At 42.1% G+C, this 17,669-nt stretch carries 12 protein-coding genes and 1 pseudogene; 11 read left to right on the forward strand and 2 right to left on the reverse strand.

The features are described from left to right. The first annotated feature begins 142 nt into the window (after positions 1–142). The 6 genes from ACHBIE_RS07205 (at position 143) to ACHBIE_RS07230 (ending at position 6,662) form a co-directional block, all read left to right on the forward strand. Entirely contained in the window at positions 143–883 is a 741-nt protein-coding gene (locus ACHBIE_RS07205) for a CppA N-terminal domain-containing protein (RefSeq protein ID WP_394733050.1), read from the forward strand. Further along, on the forward strand, positions 880–1,815 hold the full coding sequence (locus tag ACHBIE_RS07210; RefSeq protein WP_394733051.1) for a serine hydrolase domain-containing protein: 936 nt from the start codon (positions 880–882) through the stop codon (positions 1,813–1,815). Before ACHBIE_RS07205 ends, ACHBIE_RS07210 begins: the two co-directional genes overlap by 4 nt. 173 nt (positions 1,816–1,988) lie before the next feature. Then, entirely contained in the window at positions 1,989–4,094 is a 2,106-nt protein-coding gene (locus ACHBIE_RS07215) for an N-6 DNA methylase (RefSeq protein ID WP_394733052.1), read from the forward strand. Continuing rightward, positions 4,087–5,412, forward strand: coding sequence for a restriction endonuclease subunit S (locus tag ACHBIE_RS07220; RefSeq protein WP_172059805.1), 1,326 nt, complete (start codon positions 4,087–4,089; stop codon positions 5,410–5,412). Before ACHBIE_RS07215 ends, ACHBIE_RS07220 begins: the two co-directional genes overlap by 8 nt. A 2-nt stretch (positions 5,413–5,414) precedes the next feature. Then, complete coding sequence (locus ACHBIE_RS07225; protein WP_394733053.1) at positions 5,415–5,840, forward strand: hypothetical protein; 426 nt, start codon at positions 5,415–5,417, stop codon at positions 5,838–5,840. A 24-nt stretch (positions 5,841–5,864) separates the two neighbouring features. Next, positions 5,865–6,662: a DUF2971 domain-containing protein gene (locus ACHBIE_RS07230; protein WP_172059801.1), complete on the forward strand. Its 798-nt coding sequence runs from the start codon at positions 5,865–5,867 to the stop codon at positions 6,660–6,662. Between the two features lie 238 nt (positions 6,663–6,900). Here the strand turns inward: ACHBIE_RS07230 and ACHBIE_RS07235 are convergent. Beyond that, a pseudogene (locus ACHBIE_RS07235) lies at positions 6,901–7,020 on the reverse strand (putative holin-like toxin); the annotation flags it as partial. Between the two features lie 318 nt (positions 7,021–7,338). Between ACHBIE_RS07235 and ACHBIE_RS07240 the strand changes: the two are divergent. Both ACHBIE_RS07240 and ACHBIE_RS07245 read left to right on the forward strand, forming a co-directional pair. Continuing rightward, positions 7,339–8,244 carry a Fic family protein gene (locus ACHBIE_RS07240; RefSeq protein WP_394733054.1) on the forward strand — a complete coding sequence of 302 codons (906 nt, stop codon included), beginning with the start codon at positions 7,339–7,341 and terminating at the stop codon, positions 8,242–8,244. Positions 8,245–8,269: 25 nt separating this feature from the next. After that, positions 8,270–11,239, forward strand: coding sequence for a type I restriction endonuclease subunit R (locus tag ACHBIE_RS07245; RefSeq protein ID WP_394733055.1), 2,970 nt, complete (start codon positions 8,270–8,272; stop codon positions 11,237–11,239). A gap of 163 nt (positions 11,240–11,402) precedes the next feature. Here the strand turns inward: ACHBIE_RS07245 and pflB are convergent, their stop codons facing one another. Continuing rightward, positions 11,403–13,751 carry a formate C-acetyltransferase gene (pflB, locus tag ACHBIE_RS07250; RefSeq protein WP_172095344.1) on the reverse strand — a complete coding sequence of 783 codons (2,349 nt, stop codon included), beginning with the start codon at positions 13,749–13,751 and terminating at the stop codon, positions 11,403–11,405. Between the two features lie 274 nt (positions 13,752–14,025). Here pflB and dinB point away from each other — a divergent pair, with 274 nt between their 5' ends. The 3 genes from dinB to ACHBIE_RS07265 all read left to right on the forward strand — a co-directional run bounded on the left by dinB (position 14,026) and on the right by ACHBIE_RS07265 (position 17,417). After that, complete coding sequence (gene dinB / locus ACHBIE_RS07255; RefSeq protein ID WP_105160114.1) at positions 14,026–15,090, forward strand: DNA polymerase IV; 1,065 nt, start codon at positions 14,026–14,028, stop codon at positions 15,088–15,090. Between the two features lie 103 nt (positions 15,091–15,193). Continuing rightward, positions 15,194–16,117 (forward strand): 1-phosphofructokinase family hexose kinase, encoded by a 924-nt coding sequence (locus ACHBIE_RS07260; protein WP_394733056.1) that lies wholly within the window; start codon positions 15,194–15,196, stop codon positions 16,115–16,117. 199 nt (positions 16,118–16,316) lie between these two features. Further along, positions 16,317–17,417, forward strand: coding sequence for a substrate-binding domain-containing protein (locus tag ACHBIE_RS07265; protein WP_172022637.1), 1,101 nt, complete (start codon positions 16,317–16,319; stop codon positions 17,415–17,417). Positions 17,418–17,669 lie beyond the last annotated feature (252 nt).

Below are 17,669 nucleotides of genomic sequence, written 5' to 3' on the forward strand. Positions count from 1 at the left end.
CCTTCCATTATAGCGGAAAAGGGGCAAATTTGTCTAAGAATAGTTAGAAATTCTGTAAGGAAAAATGTCGAAATCTACAGGAAATCATTTGTAAAACTAAGTAAAATTCTATATAATATCTAGGAATGATATTAGGAGGGAAATGATTGTGTTAAGGGAAAATCAAGCCGTAGTACCTGTGCTGCGGGTCAATAATAGAAGTGTTAATCAAGCCTTCCTAGAAGATAATTTGGGGATGAAAACCAAGCTGGAAGACGGCCCATTTGCGGAATTTGCTGGTCATCAAGACAGCGAGATTAGGCTGGTTTTGCAGGAATCGCCAGGCAATCGTAGCCGGGCTGTTCGTGGACTGAAGAAGCTCAATAAAATCATTATCAAGGTCGAGAAGGTTCACGAAATTGAGGCTCTGTTGGCTAATGGAACGGTTTATAGCAAGCTCTACAAGGGACACAATGGCTATGGTTTTGAGGCAGTATCGCCTGAGGGAGATACTTTTTTGCTCCACAGTGAGGCAAGCATCGATGATTTAACAGCTATTCTGCCACCAGTTCCTTTTAAGGGGGATGCTGATTTCGCTGGTTTAAGTCATTTTGAGGTGGAGTCTGTTTGGATTAACAGCCCTCATCCAGTAGTTAGCCAGGATTTTTATGAGACTATCTTGCCCAACCAGGTCTTTTTGCGTTTTGTTGGGGCAGAGGGTGAAGATTTACTGACACCAGCAGAAGAGATCTGGGACTTGGACAGCCTCCGTTTTGCGGTAGAGAGTGATTATGATTGGTCTGATTTGGAGAGCAAGCTGGACGTTCCATTTTTCAAAGACAAGAAAGCGACCTTTATCCAAACAACAGACCCAAGCGGTATTGAATTGTGGTTTGAAAAATGAGAAAAACAATCTTAGACAAGATTTCAGAGCAGATTGCGACAGGAGTCTATCCTGGTGCCAGTCTGGCTCTTTTTTCTAAGGGTCAGTGGCAGGAGTACTATCTGGGGACCCAGGATGGTCAGACACCAGTTGAGGCGGGTTTGACCTATGATTTGGCCTCTGTGTCAAAGGTAGTTGGTGTAGGCACTCTTGCGACTTTTTTGGTCAATAGCGGAGCTTTGGAGCTAGATAGGACCTTGCAGTCTTACTATCCTGCTTTTCAGAATAGTCAAGTGACCATTCGGCAATTATTGACCCACACCAGCGGTATTGATCCTTTTATTCCCAATCGGGATAGTCTGGATGCAGACCAATTAAAAGAAGCGATTTTGAAGATTAGGGTGACGGAGAAGAAGGACTTTTTCTATACTGATATCAATTTTCTCCTGCTGGGCTTTTTGCTGGAGGAACTGGGTGGAGCTAGTCTGGACCAGCTAATCAGTCAAGGCGTTCTAGAGCCCTTTGGCATGTCCCAAACCTCTTATGGACCAGTCAGTCAGGCGGTGCCGACGGTGCGTGGTATCGAGGCGGGTGTAGTGCATGATCCTAAGGCGCGTGTCTTGGGGCTCCACGCGGGGAGTGCAGGCCTGTTTTCGACGGTTAGGGATTTGGAAATCTTCTTGGAGCATTATCTGACAGCGGACTTTGCAGCAGATTTGACCCAGGATTATGGCTTTGACGACAAGCGCAAGCGGTCGCTAGCCTGGGATAAGAAGGGGAACTGGTTGTCTCACACAGGCTATACAGGCACCTTTATCATGTACAATCGTCCCTTGCAGCTGGCGGCTATTTTCCTGTCTAATCGGACCTACGATAAGGACGAGCGGGCTCAGTGGAAGCTGGATCGCAATCAGGTCATGAAATTGATAAAACAGGTTTTGGAGGAGGAGTGATTTAGTGAGGAATAATCCTTCCACAATGTGTGGGAGGATTTTTACTTATTGCCCATCAAGTAAGTGGTAAGAAAACGATAAAAAATCTCTTGCTAAACGCTTCGTGCTTCCTATAGTAGTGTACGATTTTTGATATAATAGAGATATATTTTAGACGAGTGTTAGGAGAAATTATGGTCGATATAAAAGGGAAACTCCCTCTGTTTCAAGCAAATGATATCAACATCAGCAAGGATGTCAATTTAGTCTGGTCTATTGCAAACACCCTACGAGGAGCTTACCGAGCGGATAAATACCGTGATGTCATTATTCCCATGTTTGTATTGGCTCGCTTGGAAGCTGCCCTTTTACCGACCAAGGAAAAAGTGTTGGATCAGTTCCAGTCAAATCCGTCAACACCAGAGAAAATCTTTGAGTCTCTTACAGGCTATAAATACTACAATACCAGCAAACATACTTTGAAGAATCTCTTGAACGAACCCGATGCCATCAAAGATAATTTTTTGGATTACCTAGATGGTTATTCCAAACGAGTCAAGGATATTATTGAGAATTTGAAATTTAAGGAGCAGGTGGATACCTTGGCAAGTACAGGGCGTCTCTTTACAGTAGTGAAGAAATTCTCGGAACTTGATTTATCACCAAGTTCCATTGATTCTATGCGGATGGGTTATATGTTTGAGGATATTATCCGTCGCTTTTCTGAAAACGAGGAGGCAGGTTCTCACTACACACCACGGGAAGTCATCGCTCTTATGGTCAACCTGCTCTTGATGGAGGCAGATGAAGAGCTTTTTGTTGACAATAAAGAGATTAAGGTTTTAGATATGGCGGCAGGTACAGGCGGTATGCTGGCAACTGCCAAAAGCTATATTCAACAGCTCAATCCCAAGGTCAACGTTCGCTTGTTTGGTCAGGAGTATCTAGCTGAAACCTATGGTATTGGCAAGGCGGATATGCTGATTCGTCAGGAAGAGTCGGATTATTTTGTTAAGACGGATACGCTCAAGGATTCAGACCCATTTCACGATAAGAAGATGAACTTTGTCATTGCCAATCCACCCTTTGGTCAGTCTTGGGGAGGGAAGGATGCGGATGACGGAGTAGAGCAGGCGGTCAAGGCTGATCAGACACTCTTTGAGTCGACAGAAGGTAGGGAAGGTCGTTTTGTCAATACTCCCACGACAGGTGATGCTCAGTTGCTCTTTCATCTACATGCTTTGGCGAAGTTGGATGAAAATGGCAGAGCTGCTATCATTTCAAACGGTTCACCCCTATTTTCAGGAGGAACGACATCTGGGGAAAGCCAAATCCGACGGTATATCTTAGAAAATGATTTGTTGGAGGCCATTGTTGCCCTACCAGGTCAATTTTTCTACAATACAGGAATCGGGATTTACATCTGGCTTTACAATAAAAATAAGAGTCCAGAAAGACAGGGTAAGGTACAGTTTATCGATGCGACCAATGAATTTGTTCCCTTGCGGAAGTCGCTGGGGCAAAAACGCCGTGAGCTGTCACAGGACAATATCAAGGATATTCTCCAGTGGTACCATGACTTTGCGGAAAATGACCGTGTGAAAATCTTTGACAGCAAGGAATTTCTTTATAAAGAATACCTGGTCATGCAGCCTCTACAACGTCGTGGAGAAATTACAGAGAAAAGTCTTGAAAGTGTCCAGTCGGTCCAGTTTTTTGCCAAGCTCTTTGATGAGTACAAGTACCAAGAATTACTGGAAATGGAGCCACGCACAGCCAAGCAAGATAAGGAACTGCAAAAGCTTGAAGAAGGTAGAAAAAAGCAAGAGGAAATCCTCCAAGCCCTCCGTCAAGGTCTGTCGGAAGCTACCTATCCAAACTTTGAGACCTTTACAGCTGTACTGAAAGACCTCTTGTCAGAAGTCAAGCTGACCCCAGCCAATCTCAATGCCCTGGCCCTTGCTATGAGTGAGATGGACAAGACTGCCGAGGTTATCACAACTAAGAAGAAAGACAAGCTGGGTGAGATTGCGGACGGTATCGTCTATGACAAGACTACTAAGGATTCTGAGATTGTCAAGCTCTCGGAAGAAGTGGAGACTTATTTTGAACGGGAAGTCTATCCCCATGTGCCAGATGCTCACTACTGGTGGGAGGAAAACAAGCTGGGAGCAGAAATCCCCTTTACCCGTTATTTCTACCAGTACCAAGCCCCAGAAAATGCAGAAGACCTACTCAAACAATTCTATGACCTAGAAGACCAACTACAAGCACTCTTGGAGGACCTCAAACATGACTAGGATGAAAGATAGTGGTATCGAGTGGATTGGGGAAGTGCCAGAGGAGTGGGGGATTACGAAGTTTAAGTATTTTTTAGATACGAATAAAGGTTTGACTATCACCAAAGAGAATTTAATTGAAGATGGAATACCAGTTATTAACTATGGTCAAATTCATTCGAAATATGGCAAGTCAGTAAGTGCGGATAGAGATGAATTACCGCAAGTTTCAGCTAATTATCTAAAATTCAAGCAATCACTTCTAAAACCAGGTGACTTTGTTTTTGCAGATACGTCGGAAGATATTGATGGTTCGGGAAATTTTTCGACAAGAATTGATGATAATGGAGAACTATTTGCTGGTTATCATACAATTAAAGCCAAACTCAAAAATGCTTTAGAACATGACTTTAGATATTTTATGCACTACTTTGACTCTTTGGCATTTAGAAAACAAGTTCAAAATAAGGTGAGTGGAATTAAAGTCTACAGTATTACACAATCAATATTGCAAGAAACTTGTTTGATACTGCCAAGTTTGTATGAACAAACCCAAATTGCTAACTTTCTTGACAAAAAAGTCGCTCAACTGGATAGTGTCAAAAGTCTTCTGGAAGAGCAAATTAAGACCTTGGAAGACTACAGCCAAAGCCTCATTTACGAAACCGTCACAAAAGGACTGGATAAAACCGTTCCCCTAAAAGACTCAGGTGTTGACTGGATAGGACAGATACCAGAGAGGTGGAGAGTGAAGCCGATAAAGTATTTGAGTGAGTTTGTAAATGGTTACGCATTTAATAGCAGTGACTTTACTAGAGAAAATACAGAGGTTAAGGTGATTCGGATCGGTGATTTTACACAAGCAGGCATTGATTTTGTAAGTGCTGTATTTTTGAATAACGTAAATATAGAAAATTTATCTCACTTTAGAATTGGAAAAAAACAAATTTTGATTGCAATGAGTGGAGCTACGGTTGGAAAAATTGCTTATGTAGAAAGTAATCCTAAAAATGCGAACTTAATAAATCAGCGAGTAGGAATAATAAAGTCCAATATAGGGAAATATTTATACTATTGGCTATATACAACAAGCTTTACTGAATATATCTTGCTTAATTCCAATGGTTCTGCACAGCCAAATATTTCTAGTGGTCAAATAGGTAATTTTTTGTCACCTTTACCAAGTATTGAGGAAGCCAATGAAATTGCTGACTTCTTAGATAAAAAGACAGAGCAAATCAACCAAATGATTGCTATCAAAAGAGAACAAACTGAAAATATCAACAAACAACGCCAAACACTGATTTATGACTATGTGACAGGGAAAAGGAGGGTGTGAGGATGTATGATGATTCATTAACTAGACAGTCTTTACCGTCAGAAAGGTATAGATTATTATTAGGAACTGCACTTAGTGTATTCGGTTCTAATAATGGTTTTGTGATCGAAAATATTTTAAATACAGACTTAACGTATTCATGGTATGAATTGATTGATAAAGAATCGGGAAGACTGATACCAATTATAGCAACAACTATTACTAAAAAAGCTGGAGATGAAATTGCTATTTTATTTTCAGAAATTATTGAAATGAGAAATCGCATTATACATGGTTTCAGGATTACATCCTCTAATAGTGAACAAGTAATAGCAACAAAATGTAAAAAATCGGGAGTACAATTTGAGATAACTGAAGAATATCTAATGACATTCATAAAACTCAATGAGGAGCTATCAGATAGACTTCATGCTTACCGAGGTTACTAGTAAAGTTTAAAAGGAGAATAGCGATTGACTAAAATTTATCATTATACATCGTTAGATACATTACTATATATTTTAAAGTACAAAACATTACGCTTTACCAGTTTGGGGTGGGTGGATGATTTATATGAGTCAAAAACTAGCGATTATGGTTTTTTAGCAGAATATTGTTATGTTTCTTGTTGGACAAAGATACAAGAAGAATCAATCCCTCAGTGGAGTATGTACTCTAGAGATATGACTGGTATTCGAATAGGCATTGAATTTGATAGTGTAGAAGATATTTTTGATTTAATTGAGTATAAATTTGATGATAAAGAGGATAAAATTTCTAGTTCGCTTATCCCAGAAAATATGGAAATAATGGGAAGTAATCCACCATATAAACCAATTTACAAAGAAGTGATTTATACAGATGACGAGAGCTATCTCATCCCGAATGTCTATTCAAGGTATGGATATGATGAAAAAAATTATGAAGAGAGGGTTGATTTTACCCAAATTGGGATTTTCAAACCAACAGCATGGGATTTTCAAAAGGAAACTAGGTTCAAGGTAATGTTGACTCCCTGGACAATGAAAGATCATTTGGAGATATTAGATAGGCGCGATATGGAAGCTCATTTAAAAATGATGAGTAGAGCAAGAGAAGAAAAGCCTTTACTGTCACACATTGACATTAAACTGAATGAAAGTATATTTGAAAAACTCTCGGTACTGACGGGACCTAAGTGCTCAGATGCTCAGAAAGAAATGTTGCAAATGATTTTAGATAAATACGCACCAAATGTAAAATACACTGAAAGTATTTTACAAATTCAATAATTAAGACCTATCCATCCTTTCTCCTCTATCCTTTCGAACTGTATTAGAATAAGCACCAGTTTAGTTAGGAGCTCTAACTGCCAAGTAGGATCTCGTTTGACTATTTTTTCTAGTTAGGTTATAATGAGAATAGAAAAGGGTAGTTGCACTCACAACTACCCAATGCAGAACCGTTTAAGACGGTGACTAGTTTTATAATTACTAAAAAATAATCGTCAACCGGTCAAAGTTTAGACGGTTATTTTTTATTGCTCATTTTTACGATGATAATCACTAAGCCAATAAGGGAGAGTAGGAAACTACCGAATCCCAGCATCAGTCGCATCGTCTCGTAAACTGACAACAATCTGCTCCTTTCTGTTAGATTTTGATGAGTTGCCCATAGGCACCACCTACCTTTCAGAAATTAGAGCCACCGTCTTCGAGAGGTTATTATGCTTTAGAAACATAAAACCTCCCCACTCATTTGAGAAACTCTTCTGCATAAATAATTATAGCATACCTACATAGAAAATAGTTGCATTTTTGATGATTGATTATTCTGTCAAAATTATTACGCTATCCCTATCCTTCCGAAAATCTGCTAAACATCCTTCCGTTTGTCGTCTATCCTTCCGAACTGTGCTATAATAGTATTAGAAAAAGGGACTGTTTTGGTTAGAAGGTGAGGTGTCCTATGTATATGTCTGTCAAGCAGGCGGCGGAGCTCTGGGGGATTTCAGACCGCCGTGTTCGTGACTTGTGTAGTCAGGGAAAGGTGGAAGGTGCTATCCGTGAGGGGCGTTTATGGAAGATTCCTCAAGATACCCCAAAGCCAGTTGATGGTCGTTATAAAAGGGTGGAAAGCCTCCTGCCCTTGATTGATGAAAAGATGGCAAGGTTAGCGACCCTTCGTCCCTTGACCAGAGGAGAGATTGAGCGGCTCAATGAAGAATTTACAGTGGAGTTCACCTATAATTCTAACGCTATTGAGGGAAATACCCTGACCCTGCGTGAAACGGACATGGTTTTGCGAGGTTTGACCATTGACCAGAAGCCCTTAAAGGATCATCTTGAGGCTATTGGTCATAGGGAAGCTTTTGAATACGTACAGACCTTGGTGGCAGAGGGCACACCTTTGACGGAGCAGGTTGTAAAGGATATTCACTATCTGGTTTTGTCCGATAAGAAGGACGATAGAGGTGTCTATCGAAAGGTGCCCGTTCGTATCATGGGTGCTGCCAACGAACCTGCCCAGCCCTTTATGATCCGTCCCTTGATGGAGCAGTGGCTGGCGGACTATGCTCAGAGTCAGGAAAATATCGTGACCAAGATGGCTCGTTTTCACATTGCCTTTGAAAGCATTCATCCCTTTATTGATGGAAATGGTCGAACTGGACGGCTCTTGGTCAACTTGGAGCTGATGAAGGCTGGTTATCCTCCCATTGATATTAAATTTTCAGATCGATTAGCCTATTATCAGGCCTTTGATGACTTCCATGTTAAGGGAAGCCTGTCAGCAATGGAAGATTTGTTTGCCCGCTATTTGAACGAGAGATTGGACATGTATCTGTCTATCCTCTCCCTCGATGGTGTAGAGTAAGTACAAGGAAGAATAAGGAATACCTATGGCTCATTTTGACCTTACAGAACGTTATGATTTTCAGCAGTGGATTATCAAGGATTTAGAAACAGAAAATGGTTTTACTCACAGACCGCAGAGTAAGTATAATCAACGCTTGGCAATGGATACAGACATCTTGTGGGAGTTTCTGCGAGCAACCCAAGAAGACGAGATGGACTATCTCTTGAAGAAGTTGGACAAAGAGGTTATTCTCAACTTGATTAACCAAGAAATTATCAAGGGAGGTCTTCTCTTTGCCTTGAAGTCGGGGGTTTACATTGAAAATAAACAATTGAAACTGGTCTATCCCAAGCCTGCCACTTCCTTTAATGCCAAGGCAGTCAAGCGGTATGAGCAAAATCGTTTTACAGTTATGGAAGAGGTTGTCTACAAGGATCAGGAACGTGTAGACTTGGTTATCTTTCTGAATGGTCTAGCTTTGTTTGCGATTGAGTTGAAGCTCAATTCCAGTGGTCAATCGGTAGATGATGCCGTTCGTCAGTTGAAAAAGCGAGACAGCAAAAATCGCTTGTTTAAGTTTAATGCGGGCGTTTTGGCTTCTTTCGCGGTAGATACCTTAGAAGTCTACATGACGACCGAAATCAAGGGGCAAGATACCTATTTCCTTCCCTTCAATATGGGAAATGGTGAAGGGGTTGATCAGGGGGCTGGAAATCCGCACAATGAATCTGGTCCAGACACAGCCTATTTTTGGAAGGAAGTGCTGACTAAGGATAGTATTCTTCAGTTGATTGAACGCTTTATCTTTTTGAAGATTGATTGGGATAAAAAAAGCAAGAAAACACTGATTTTTCCTCGTTACCAGCAAAGACGGGCAGTAAACCGTGTCCTAGAGGATATGAAGGTCAATCACACCGATAGCCATTACCTGATTCAACACTCGGCAGGGTCTGGCAAGACCAATACGATTGCTTGGTTGGCACATAGTTTGGTCAGTCTGCATGACTACGAAGACCGAAATGTTGTGGATACGGTCTTGATTGTGACAGACAGGATTGTTGTGGACAGGCAGCTACAGGATGCTGTTCAGGCTATCCAGCATCAGCCTGGGGTTATCAAGGTGATGGATGACAAGGCGACTTCCAGTGACTTGGCGGATGCCTTGGCTGGAAATACCAAGATTATCGCAACAACCATTCATAAATTTGCCCAAATCAATAAGTCAGATTGGATGACAGCTGGTCCAACTGCCCAGAAAAGATTTGCCATTCTGATTGATGAAGCCCACAGTTCGACGACGGGCTCCTATATGAGTGCTGTCAGTCAAGTTTTGACAGAAACAGATGTGGAAGACGGAACGATCGATGAGGTGCAGGAGGTTTCAGTGGCGGACGCCATTGAACAAGAAATCGCTCGGACAGGAAAGCAAGACAACATTTCGATCATCGCTTTTACAGCTACGCCTAAAGCGACAACCCTCCAGTTGTTTGGAAAAACCTTACCAGATGGTTCAAAAGGTCCTTTTGATGTCTACTCTATGAAACAGGCTATCCAGGAAGGCTTTATTCTGGATGTCTTGAATAACTATACTACTTACAAGACTTACTACAAATTGAACAAGGCTGTTGAGGAGGATCCTCAGTTTAAGAAAGGTCTTGCCAAGAGAAAGATTGCCAAGTTTATTGAATTATCTGATGAAAATATTGACCAGAAAGTTGAAATCATCATGGACCATTTCATCAGTCATGACATTATGGCTGAGTTGGGCGGTCAAGGTAAAGCTATGATTGTTACATCGGGTCGTGAAGTAGCGGTCAAGTATCAAAAGTCCTTTAAACGTTATTTCAAAGAGCATCATATCACCAGTATTGGAGCTTTAGTTGCTTTTTCAGGTAAGGTGAGTATGGATGATAAAGAGTATACTGAAACTTCTATGAATGGATTTGCGGAAGACAAACTCAAAGGAAAATTTGATACAGATGATTATCAGGTCTTGATTGTGGCCAATAAATACCAGACAGGTTTTGACCAACCGAAATTGGTGGCTATGTATGTAGATAAAAAGTTGCGAGATGTAGCAGCTGTACAAACTCTATCTCGCCTCAATCGTACGGTGGGAGGCTACAATAAGAAAACTTTTGTACTAGACTTTAAAAATACCTATGAGGATATAAACAAGGCTTTTGCTCCTTACTATAAGGAAACGATTTTATCAGAAACGATTACGCCAAGTGATGTATTTGACTTGGTGCGTAAGATAGACGAATATGGTATTCTTGACAGTGATGTTATCCATGAGTTTAATCAATTCCTTTATCAAGAGAAACGCTCTAGTCGGGACAAACAAAAAATGACAGCATTGTTGAATAAAGGTTGCAGTCGTGTTCGGGAGTTTGATGCGAAGGAGCAGTTGGAAATCAAAAAAGTTTTCCGAGGTTTTCTTCGAATGTATACTTTCCTGATTCAAGCTACTGCCTATCAAAATGAGGTTCTGCATGAGCGTTATAATTATCTACAAGAATTGGTGAAGATGATTGATGTTCGGCTTGGTGGGACGGATTTTACCATTGCGGATAAGATTGTGGTTGATTACATGAAGCACAAGCAAACAGGTATCCATACTGTAGCTGACTTGGAAGGAGAATACACTCTTTCGCTTAATAAACCTAAAATCGGACCTATTGATGAAGAACAGGAAAAACGTCTTTCAGAGATTATTGATGAAATCAATGAGCAACTTGATTTGACGATTGATCCTCAAATCGGTGTTAGCGGAGCAGTTTCTATTCGTGAACTCATGAAGAAAAATGAGAAACTTAAGCAGTCTGCTAAGGTAAATTCTCGTGAAGATTTCGAGTTTTCTTTTGAGGATGAGATTGACAATGCTTTGACTGAGGGTTATATGCAAAATCAAGATTTCTTTGGTGTCTTGCTTAATAACGATGATTTTAAAAAGAGAATTGCCAAGCTGTTTATAGACGATGTTTATAGAAGTTTGAAGGATGACAAATGATGATCCCTGTATAACAGGGATTTTTTTATGAACTGGTTCTGTATTCTTCCGTAAATCCTCCATAATTCCTTCCGAACATTGACAATCCTTCCACAATGTGCGGGAGGATTTTTTGATACAACAAAAAGGACCTGCATTGCAAGTCCTTTTCAGTTTGTTTTGATTAAGCATTCACACCTGAAACTTCAGCTGCGTGGTCGTCCATTGAGAGAACTTCGTGGAAGACACGTTGGGTCAATTCCATTTTTTGCTCCTTAGTGAGGTATTTAGTGTTTACGCAGTATCCAGAGATACGAACGATAACGTCCTCACCAGCCATGATTTTCTCATAAACGTCGTTCAAGTCCATAACGTTCAAGTTAACGTGCTGACCACCTTGTTCGAAGTAGCCGTCAAGGATTGTCACCAAGTTTGTTACTTGCTCATCGAAGGTCTTACCAAGCGCTTTTGGAGAAACCTGAGTTGTCAATGAGATACCGTCGTTGGCATGGTTGAAGTCCAATTTAGAAAGGGTATTCAAGTTTTGCAACCAACCACCACGAGCTTTAGAAGTTGGGTTGGCACCTGGTGGGAAGAATTCTACTTTAGAAGTGTTGACTGAGCCATCTTCGTTGAGGAATACCCCACGGTGAACTGGTGAGTTACCAGTTTGTTTAGAGTAGGCAACGTTTGAAGTGATAGTCAAGATAGACACGGCAGCTTCCGCATTCTTATAGAGTTTCTTGCTTGCAAGACGAGTATAGAATGCTTCCATGAGCCATTTCGCAATATCATCTACACGGTCATCATCCTCACCGTAGCGTGGGAAGTCACCGATTACTTCATAGTCATAGATAAAGCCATCTTCGTCACGGATTGGTTTAACCTGCGCGTGCTTGATAGCTGACAAGGAGTCGACTGTATTAGCAAATCCACAGATACCGAAGCCCATGTTTGCACGAAGGTGAGTTGGCAAGAAGGCCATTTGAACTGCTTCGTAGTTGTACTTGTCGGTCATGAAGTGGATGATGTTCATGGCATCCACATAGGTATCTGTCAACCAGTCAAGGGCAGTTTCAAAGTCTTTGATGACACGGTCGTAGGTGAAGATTTCTTCTTGGTTTGGCTCAACACCGTCAAATACCTTGTATTCTTTGTGGACATCATCGTAACCAGCGTTCCAGCTTGAAAGAAGACCTTTCAAAACGTTGACACGAGCACCGAAGTACTGGATGTTGTGGCGTTTGTCTTCGCTTTCTGGGTCAAGTGGTGACACACAGCAAGAGATACAAGACATTTCGCCGTAGCCGTCTTTGGCCATGGTTGTTACACCTTCGTATTGGATAGAAGAGTGCTTGTGGCTCATAGCCATACAGTAGCGACGGAAGGCATACGGCAATTTGTCAGACCAGAGAACGGTCAAGTTTGGTTCTGGCGAGTTGCCGATATTGTCAAGCGTGTTGAGGAAACGGTAGTCCATCTTGGTAACACGGTGGCGACCGTCGTTACCCATACCTGCCATAGAAGTGGTCAAGAAGGTAGGGTCACCAGAGTAGATTTCGTCGAATGATTTTGTACGAGCAAATTTAACGGTACGAAGTTTCAATACGAAATCGTCAACAAATTCTTGGATTTCTGATTCTGTAAATGTTCCGCGAGCCAAGTCACGTTCTGCATAGATATCAAGAACGATTGGTACACGACCGAGGGAAGTTGCAGCACCGTTGATGACACGACATACTGCCATGAAGGCGATGTTGGTCCACTGGATAGCTTCCTTGGTGTTCATGGCTGGTTTACGGACGTCAACGCCGTAGTGGTCACCCAAGCGAACAACTTGTTGGAGAGCTTGATACTGCATGTTGATTTCTTCGCGGAGACGGATGGATTCTTCATCAATCTCAGTGATAGCATTCCAGTCGGCTACCTTTTCTTCCATGAGGTAGTCAGCCCCGTAAAGTGCCAAACGTGCGTACATACCGATGATACGACCACGAGAATAAGCATCTGGCAGACCAGAAACGTGGTGTGAGTGGCGGGCGCGGCGGATGTTAGCTGTATAGGCGCGGAAGATACCGTCGTTTACAGTGGTTGCGTGTTTGGTGTAAATTTCATGCAAGAGTGGATCTGGAGTGTAGCCGTTTTCGATGAGAGTAGTCTCAGCCATACGGATACCGCCTTTTGGCATGAAGTTAAGCTTGAAGAGTTCATCATTTTGGATACCAAAGATGAGCTCATTTTCTTTATCGATGAAGCCAGGGCCAATATCAGCGATAGAAGTTGCACGGTCGATATCCATAGGGAAACGAGTGTCTTCGTAGCCTGCTTTTGTCTCCTCGATAATTTTTTTAATATGTAGTGAACGCTCAGTTGGGCCTGCAAGGAAGCTTTCATCACCATCATATGGCGTGTAGTTAGCTTGTACGAAACGAGTTACACTAGCCTTATCTTGCCAGTCGGTACCTTTGAAGCCTTCCCAGGCTTGGGCGAAAATGTCTTCAGTAACGTTTTTAGTTTTTACTTTTGTTGACATGAGGGTTCTCCTTTGAGTTTTTGCAAATAATATGCTTGTGATTATTATAACACTATAAAACGCTTTCTTCAAGGCAAAAATCAATGAAAGTTTGTGAAAGTTGTTTCGGAATATTTCAGAAAACGCCTGAGTATGCGGATTGTAAGTGTTTGGTAAGAAATATGATTTTATGTGTTGTTATAATAAGATTCTTTGTGAAAAAATCGATTGTGATGAAATATTGTGCGGAAAGGGGTATAATGGTTGAAAATAGATTTCACCAGAAAGGAGCATCATGTTAGTTTTTCCGCTCATCAATGACCTATCCCGCAAGATTATTCACATTGACATGGATGCTTTTTTCGCTGCTATTGAGGTGCGGGACAATCCCAGTCTCAAGGGCAAGCCGGTTATCATTGGGGCGGATCCGAGACTGTCTGGTGGTCGGGGGGTGGTGTCCACCTGTAGTTATGAGGCGCGTGCCTTTGGAATTCATTCGGCTATGTCCTCCAAAGAAGCTTATGAACGCTGTCCCCAGGCGGTTTTCATTTCAGGGAACTATGATAAATACCAGGAAATTGGTCTCCAGGTCCGCGAAATTTTCCACCGCTATACGGATTTAGTCGAGCCCATGTCCATCGATGAGGCCTATCTGGATGTGACGGAAAATAAGCTGGGCATCACTTCGGCTGTCAAGATTGCCAAACTCATCCAGTACGATATCTGGAAGGAGCTACACCTGACGGCATCAGCTGGCGTCTCCTACAATAAATTTCTGGCTAAAATCGCCTCGGACATGGAAAAGCCGCATGGATTGACCCTGATTAAGCCGGAGGATGCGGTGCCGGTTTTGGCCAGTCTCCCTGTCGAGAAATTTCACGGAGTTGGTAAGAAGACCGTCGAAAAACTGCATCAGATGGGAGTCTATACTGGGGCAGATTTGTTAGATGTATCGGAGATGACTTTGATTGACACTTTCGGTCGCTTCGGCTTTGATCTCTACCGCAAGGCCAGGGGTATTTCCAATTCACCCGTAAAAACCAATCGCATCCGCAAGTCTATCGGTAAGGAGCGGACCTACCGCAAGTTGCTCTATCGTGAAGAGGATGCTCTGCAAGAGTTGGGTAAGCTCTGTCAGAAGGTGGCGGTTAGTCTGACCAAGCACCAGAAAAAAGGACGGACCATTGTCCTCAAAATCCGCTACGGAGATTTTTCGACCCTGACCAAGCGCCATAGTTTTTCGGAGGCGACTGACCAGGCCGATAGGATTGAGAAGGAAGTCCGACAAATCTTTGAAGAAGTCGGCCAGCCAGAAAAGGGCATTCGTTTGCTGGGTGTGACCGTTACCAATTTCAAATAGGGAAATCAGAAAATTTCTGGTTTCTTTTTATAATTTTTTCAACCATATATCAACATATTTGTTATAATAATCATAGAACATCACATCAAAAAAGGAGATTGCTATGATTCATCTTGTCTGTCCCAACCCTGCTCTTGACCGAACCCTCTTGGTTGAGGCTATTGAGAAAAATATTCCCCTACGTCCCTTTGAAGTCCGGGATTATCCAGGTGGCAAGAGTTTCAATGTGGCCTATGCCCTCAAGGAAAACGGCCAGACGGACTATGTTATCCATACTATTTTAGGTGGAGCGATTGGTCGCTACATCGAGGAGCTCAATGCTGACAAGGGCAATGCCCTCAAGGTGGTTCAGTCTGGGCAAAACACCCGCACCTGCAATATCTACGTTGAAACATCGACAGGGGATGTGGTTCTCTTTTATGAAAAAGGCCTGGAATTGACTGTAGAACTTCTGGATCAATTTACTAAGCAAATCGAGGAAAGCCTGCAACCAGGTGATACCTTGGTCTTTTCAGGCAGTCTGATGAAGGGGATGCCGGATGATTATATCCAGCGGTTTATTGAAAAATTCCCTGCGGTCCGCACCATTGTGGATACCAGTAGTGCAGCCCTTCGTGCCGCTTACGAAGCTCGTCCAGCCCTGATTAAAATTAACAATGAGGAGCTCAAGGACATCTATCCAGAGTTGGATGAACATGACCCAGAAGATGTACTGCGTATCCTCAAAGAAGTGACTCCTCACGAAAATCTTATCGTGACCCTGGGCAGCAAGGGAAGTCTGGCCAAAATCGGTCAACGCTTTTTCCGTATCCAATCCCCTAAGAAAGAGGCTAAAAATCCAATTGCAGCTGGAGATTTCTATCTGGGTCTCCTTGTCAAGGGGATCAGCCAAAACCAAGAGCCAGAAATCTTCCTCAAGGAGGCTGCTGCCTATGCAACTGCCAACTGCCTCAATTATTTCCCAGAAGTTGCGCCAGAGCAATTCGCAGAAATCTTAGCAGAAGTTCAATTTGAAGAATTAGTCTAGTCATTCCTTATCGCATCCTCGGAAACGGGGATGCTTTGCTTTATGTTAAAAATTTTCAGAAAAAATAAATATATCGATAATGGTAAAAAACTATTGACAAAAAAGCCAATAAGTTTACTATATTGATATACAAGAAAACGTTTACAAAAATTGCTTGCAATACAGGTTTATGCTTCTCATAAATAGAAAGGAATAGGGAATGAAAAAAGTATTGAAATTTTTAGCAATTGCTTTTGTAGGTTTGGTTTTGGTTGCTTGTGGCCAGGCAGCTCAAAATTCGGGTTCAGATTCTGACGGAGGTTCAGGTGGAACTGGAGAAACCTTTGAAGTCGGCGTTGCTATCTATCAATTTAACGATAACTTCATGACACTCTATCGTGAAGAATTGGACGCATATTTCAAAAAATTAGGCGAAGAAACTGGTAATACCTACAACTTGGATATCCAGGATGGTAAGCAAGACCAGGCTACCCAGACAGAGCAAATCAATAACTTTATCGCTCAAGGTAAAGATATTATCCTTGCAAACTTGGTTGACCCAACAGCGGCAGGTACCATCATTAACTCAGCAAAAGCTACAAATATCCCTGTTGTCTTCATCAACCGTGAGCCTGAAGTAGCTGAGTTGGAAATCTGGCCTGGTAAGACTGCCTATGTCGGTGCTGATGCAACTCAATCAGGTACTTATCAAGGTGAAATCATCGCAGCAACTGATTCTAAAGGGGATATCAACGGTGACGGTACTGTGACCTATATTACTCTCTTCGGTGACCCAGCTAACGTAGATGCCCAACAACGTACTACTTACTCTGTCAAAGCTCTTGACGACGCAGGTATCAAACGCGAAGCCTTGGCTGAACCATATCTTGCAAACTGGGATACTGCTAAAGGTCAAGAAGTGACTGCAGCTGCTTTGGAACAATTCGGCGACAAATTGGAAGTTGTATTTGCTAACAATGACGGTATGGCTGTCGGTGCGGTAACGGCTATCAAGGCTGCTGGCCGTACAGTTGGTAAAGATATCCTAGTAGTCGGTGTAGATGCTATTCCAGATGCTATGGAACTTCTTGGTAAAGGCGAGTTGACAGGTACAGTATTGAACGACCACTTCAACCAATCTCACACCGCAGCAAATATCGCAGTTGAGTTGATGAGTGGTAAAGACGTTTCACCTTACTACTGGGTTAACTATGTGAAAGTTACAAAAGCAGAAGATGCTGAACTCAAAGAAGCAGAAGCTAGAAAAGAAACCATCGACGAAATCAAAGAGCGTTATGCAAAACGTGATGCCGATAAATAAGCAAACTAACTAGTGTAATCAATTTTGGTAAACGACAGTGCGTTCTCACTATTCTATGATATCCAGTAACAATGGTCCTGATTAGTATAGAGAGAACTTAGAACCTGTATTCGCAACCCGGCACTTTTAGCTAAGGCCAATTTTCTGCCACTCATCGTTCGTTTTTCACTGGAATACAGCCAGTATTCCAGTGAAAAACGGCCTTGATTAGCAAAAAGCTATCTCTTATCTAAATGTGCCTTACTTGTGAAT

The organism is Streptococcus sp. A23 (assembly GCF_043674155.1).
Classification (GTDB): Bacteria; Bacillota; Bacilli; order Lactobacillales; family Streptococcaceae; genus Streptococcus; species Streptococcus suis_V.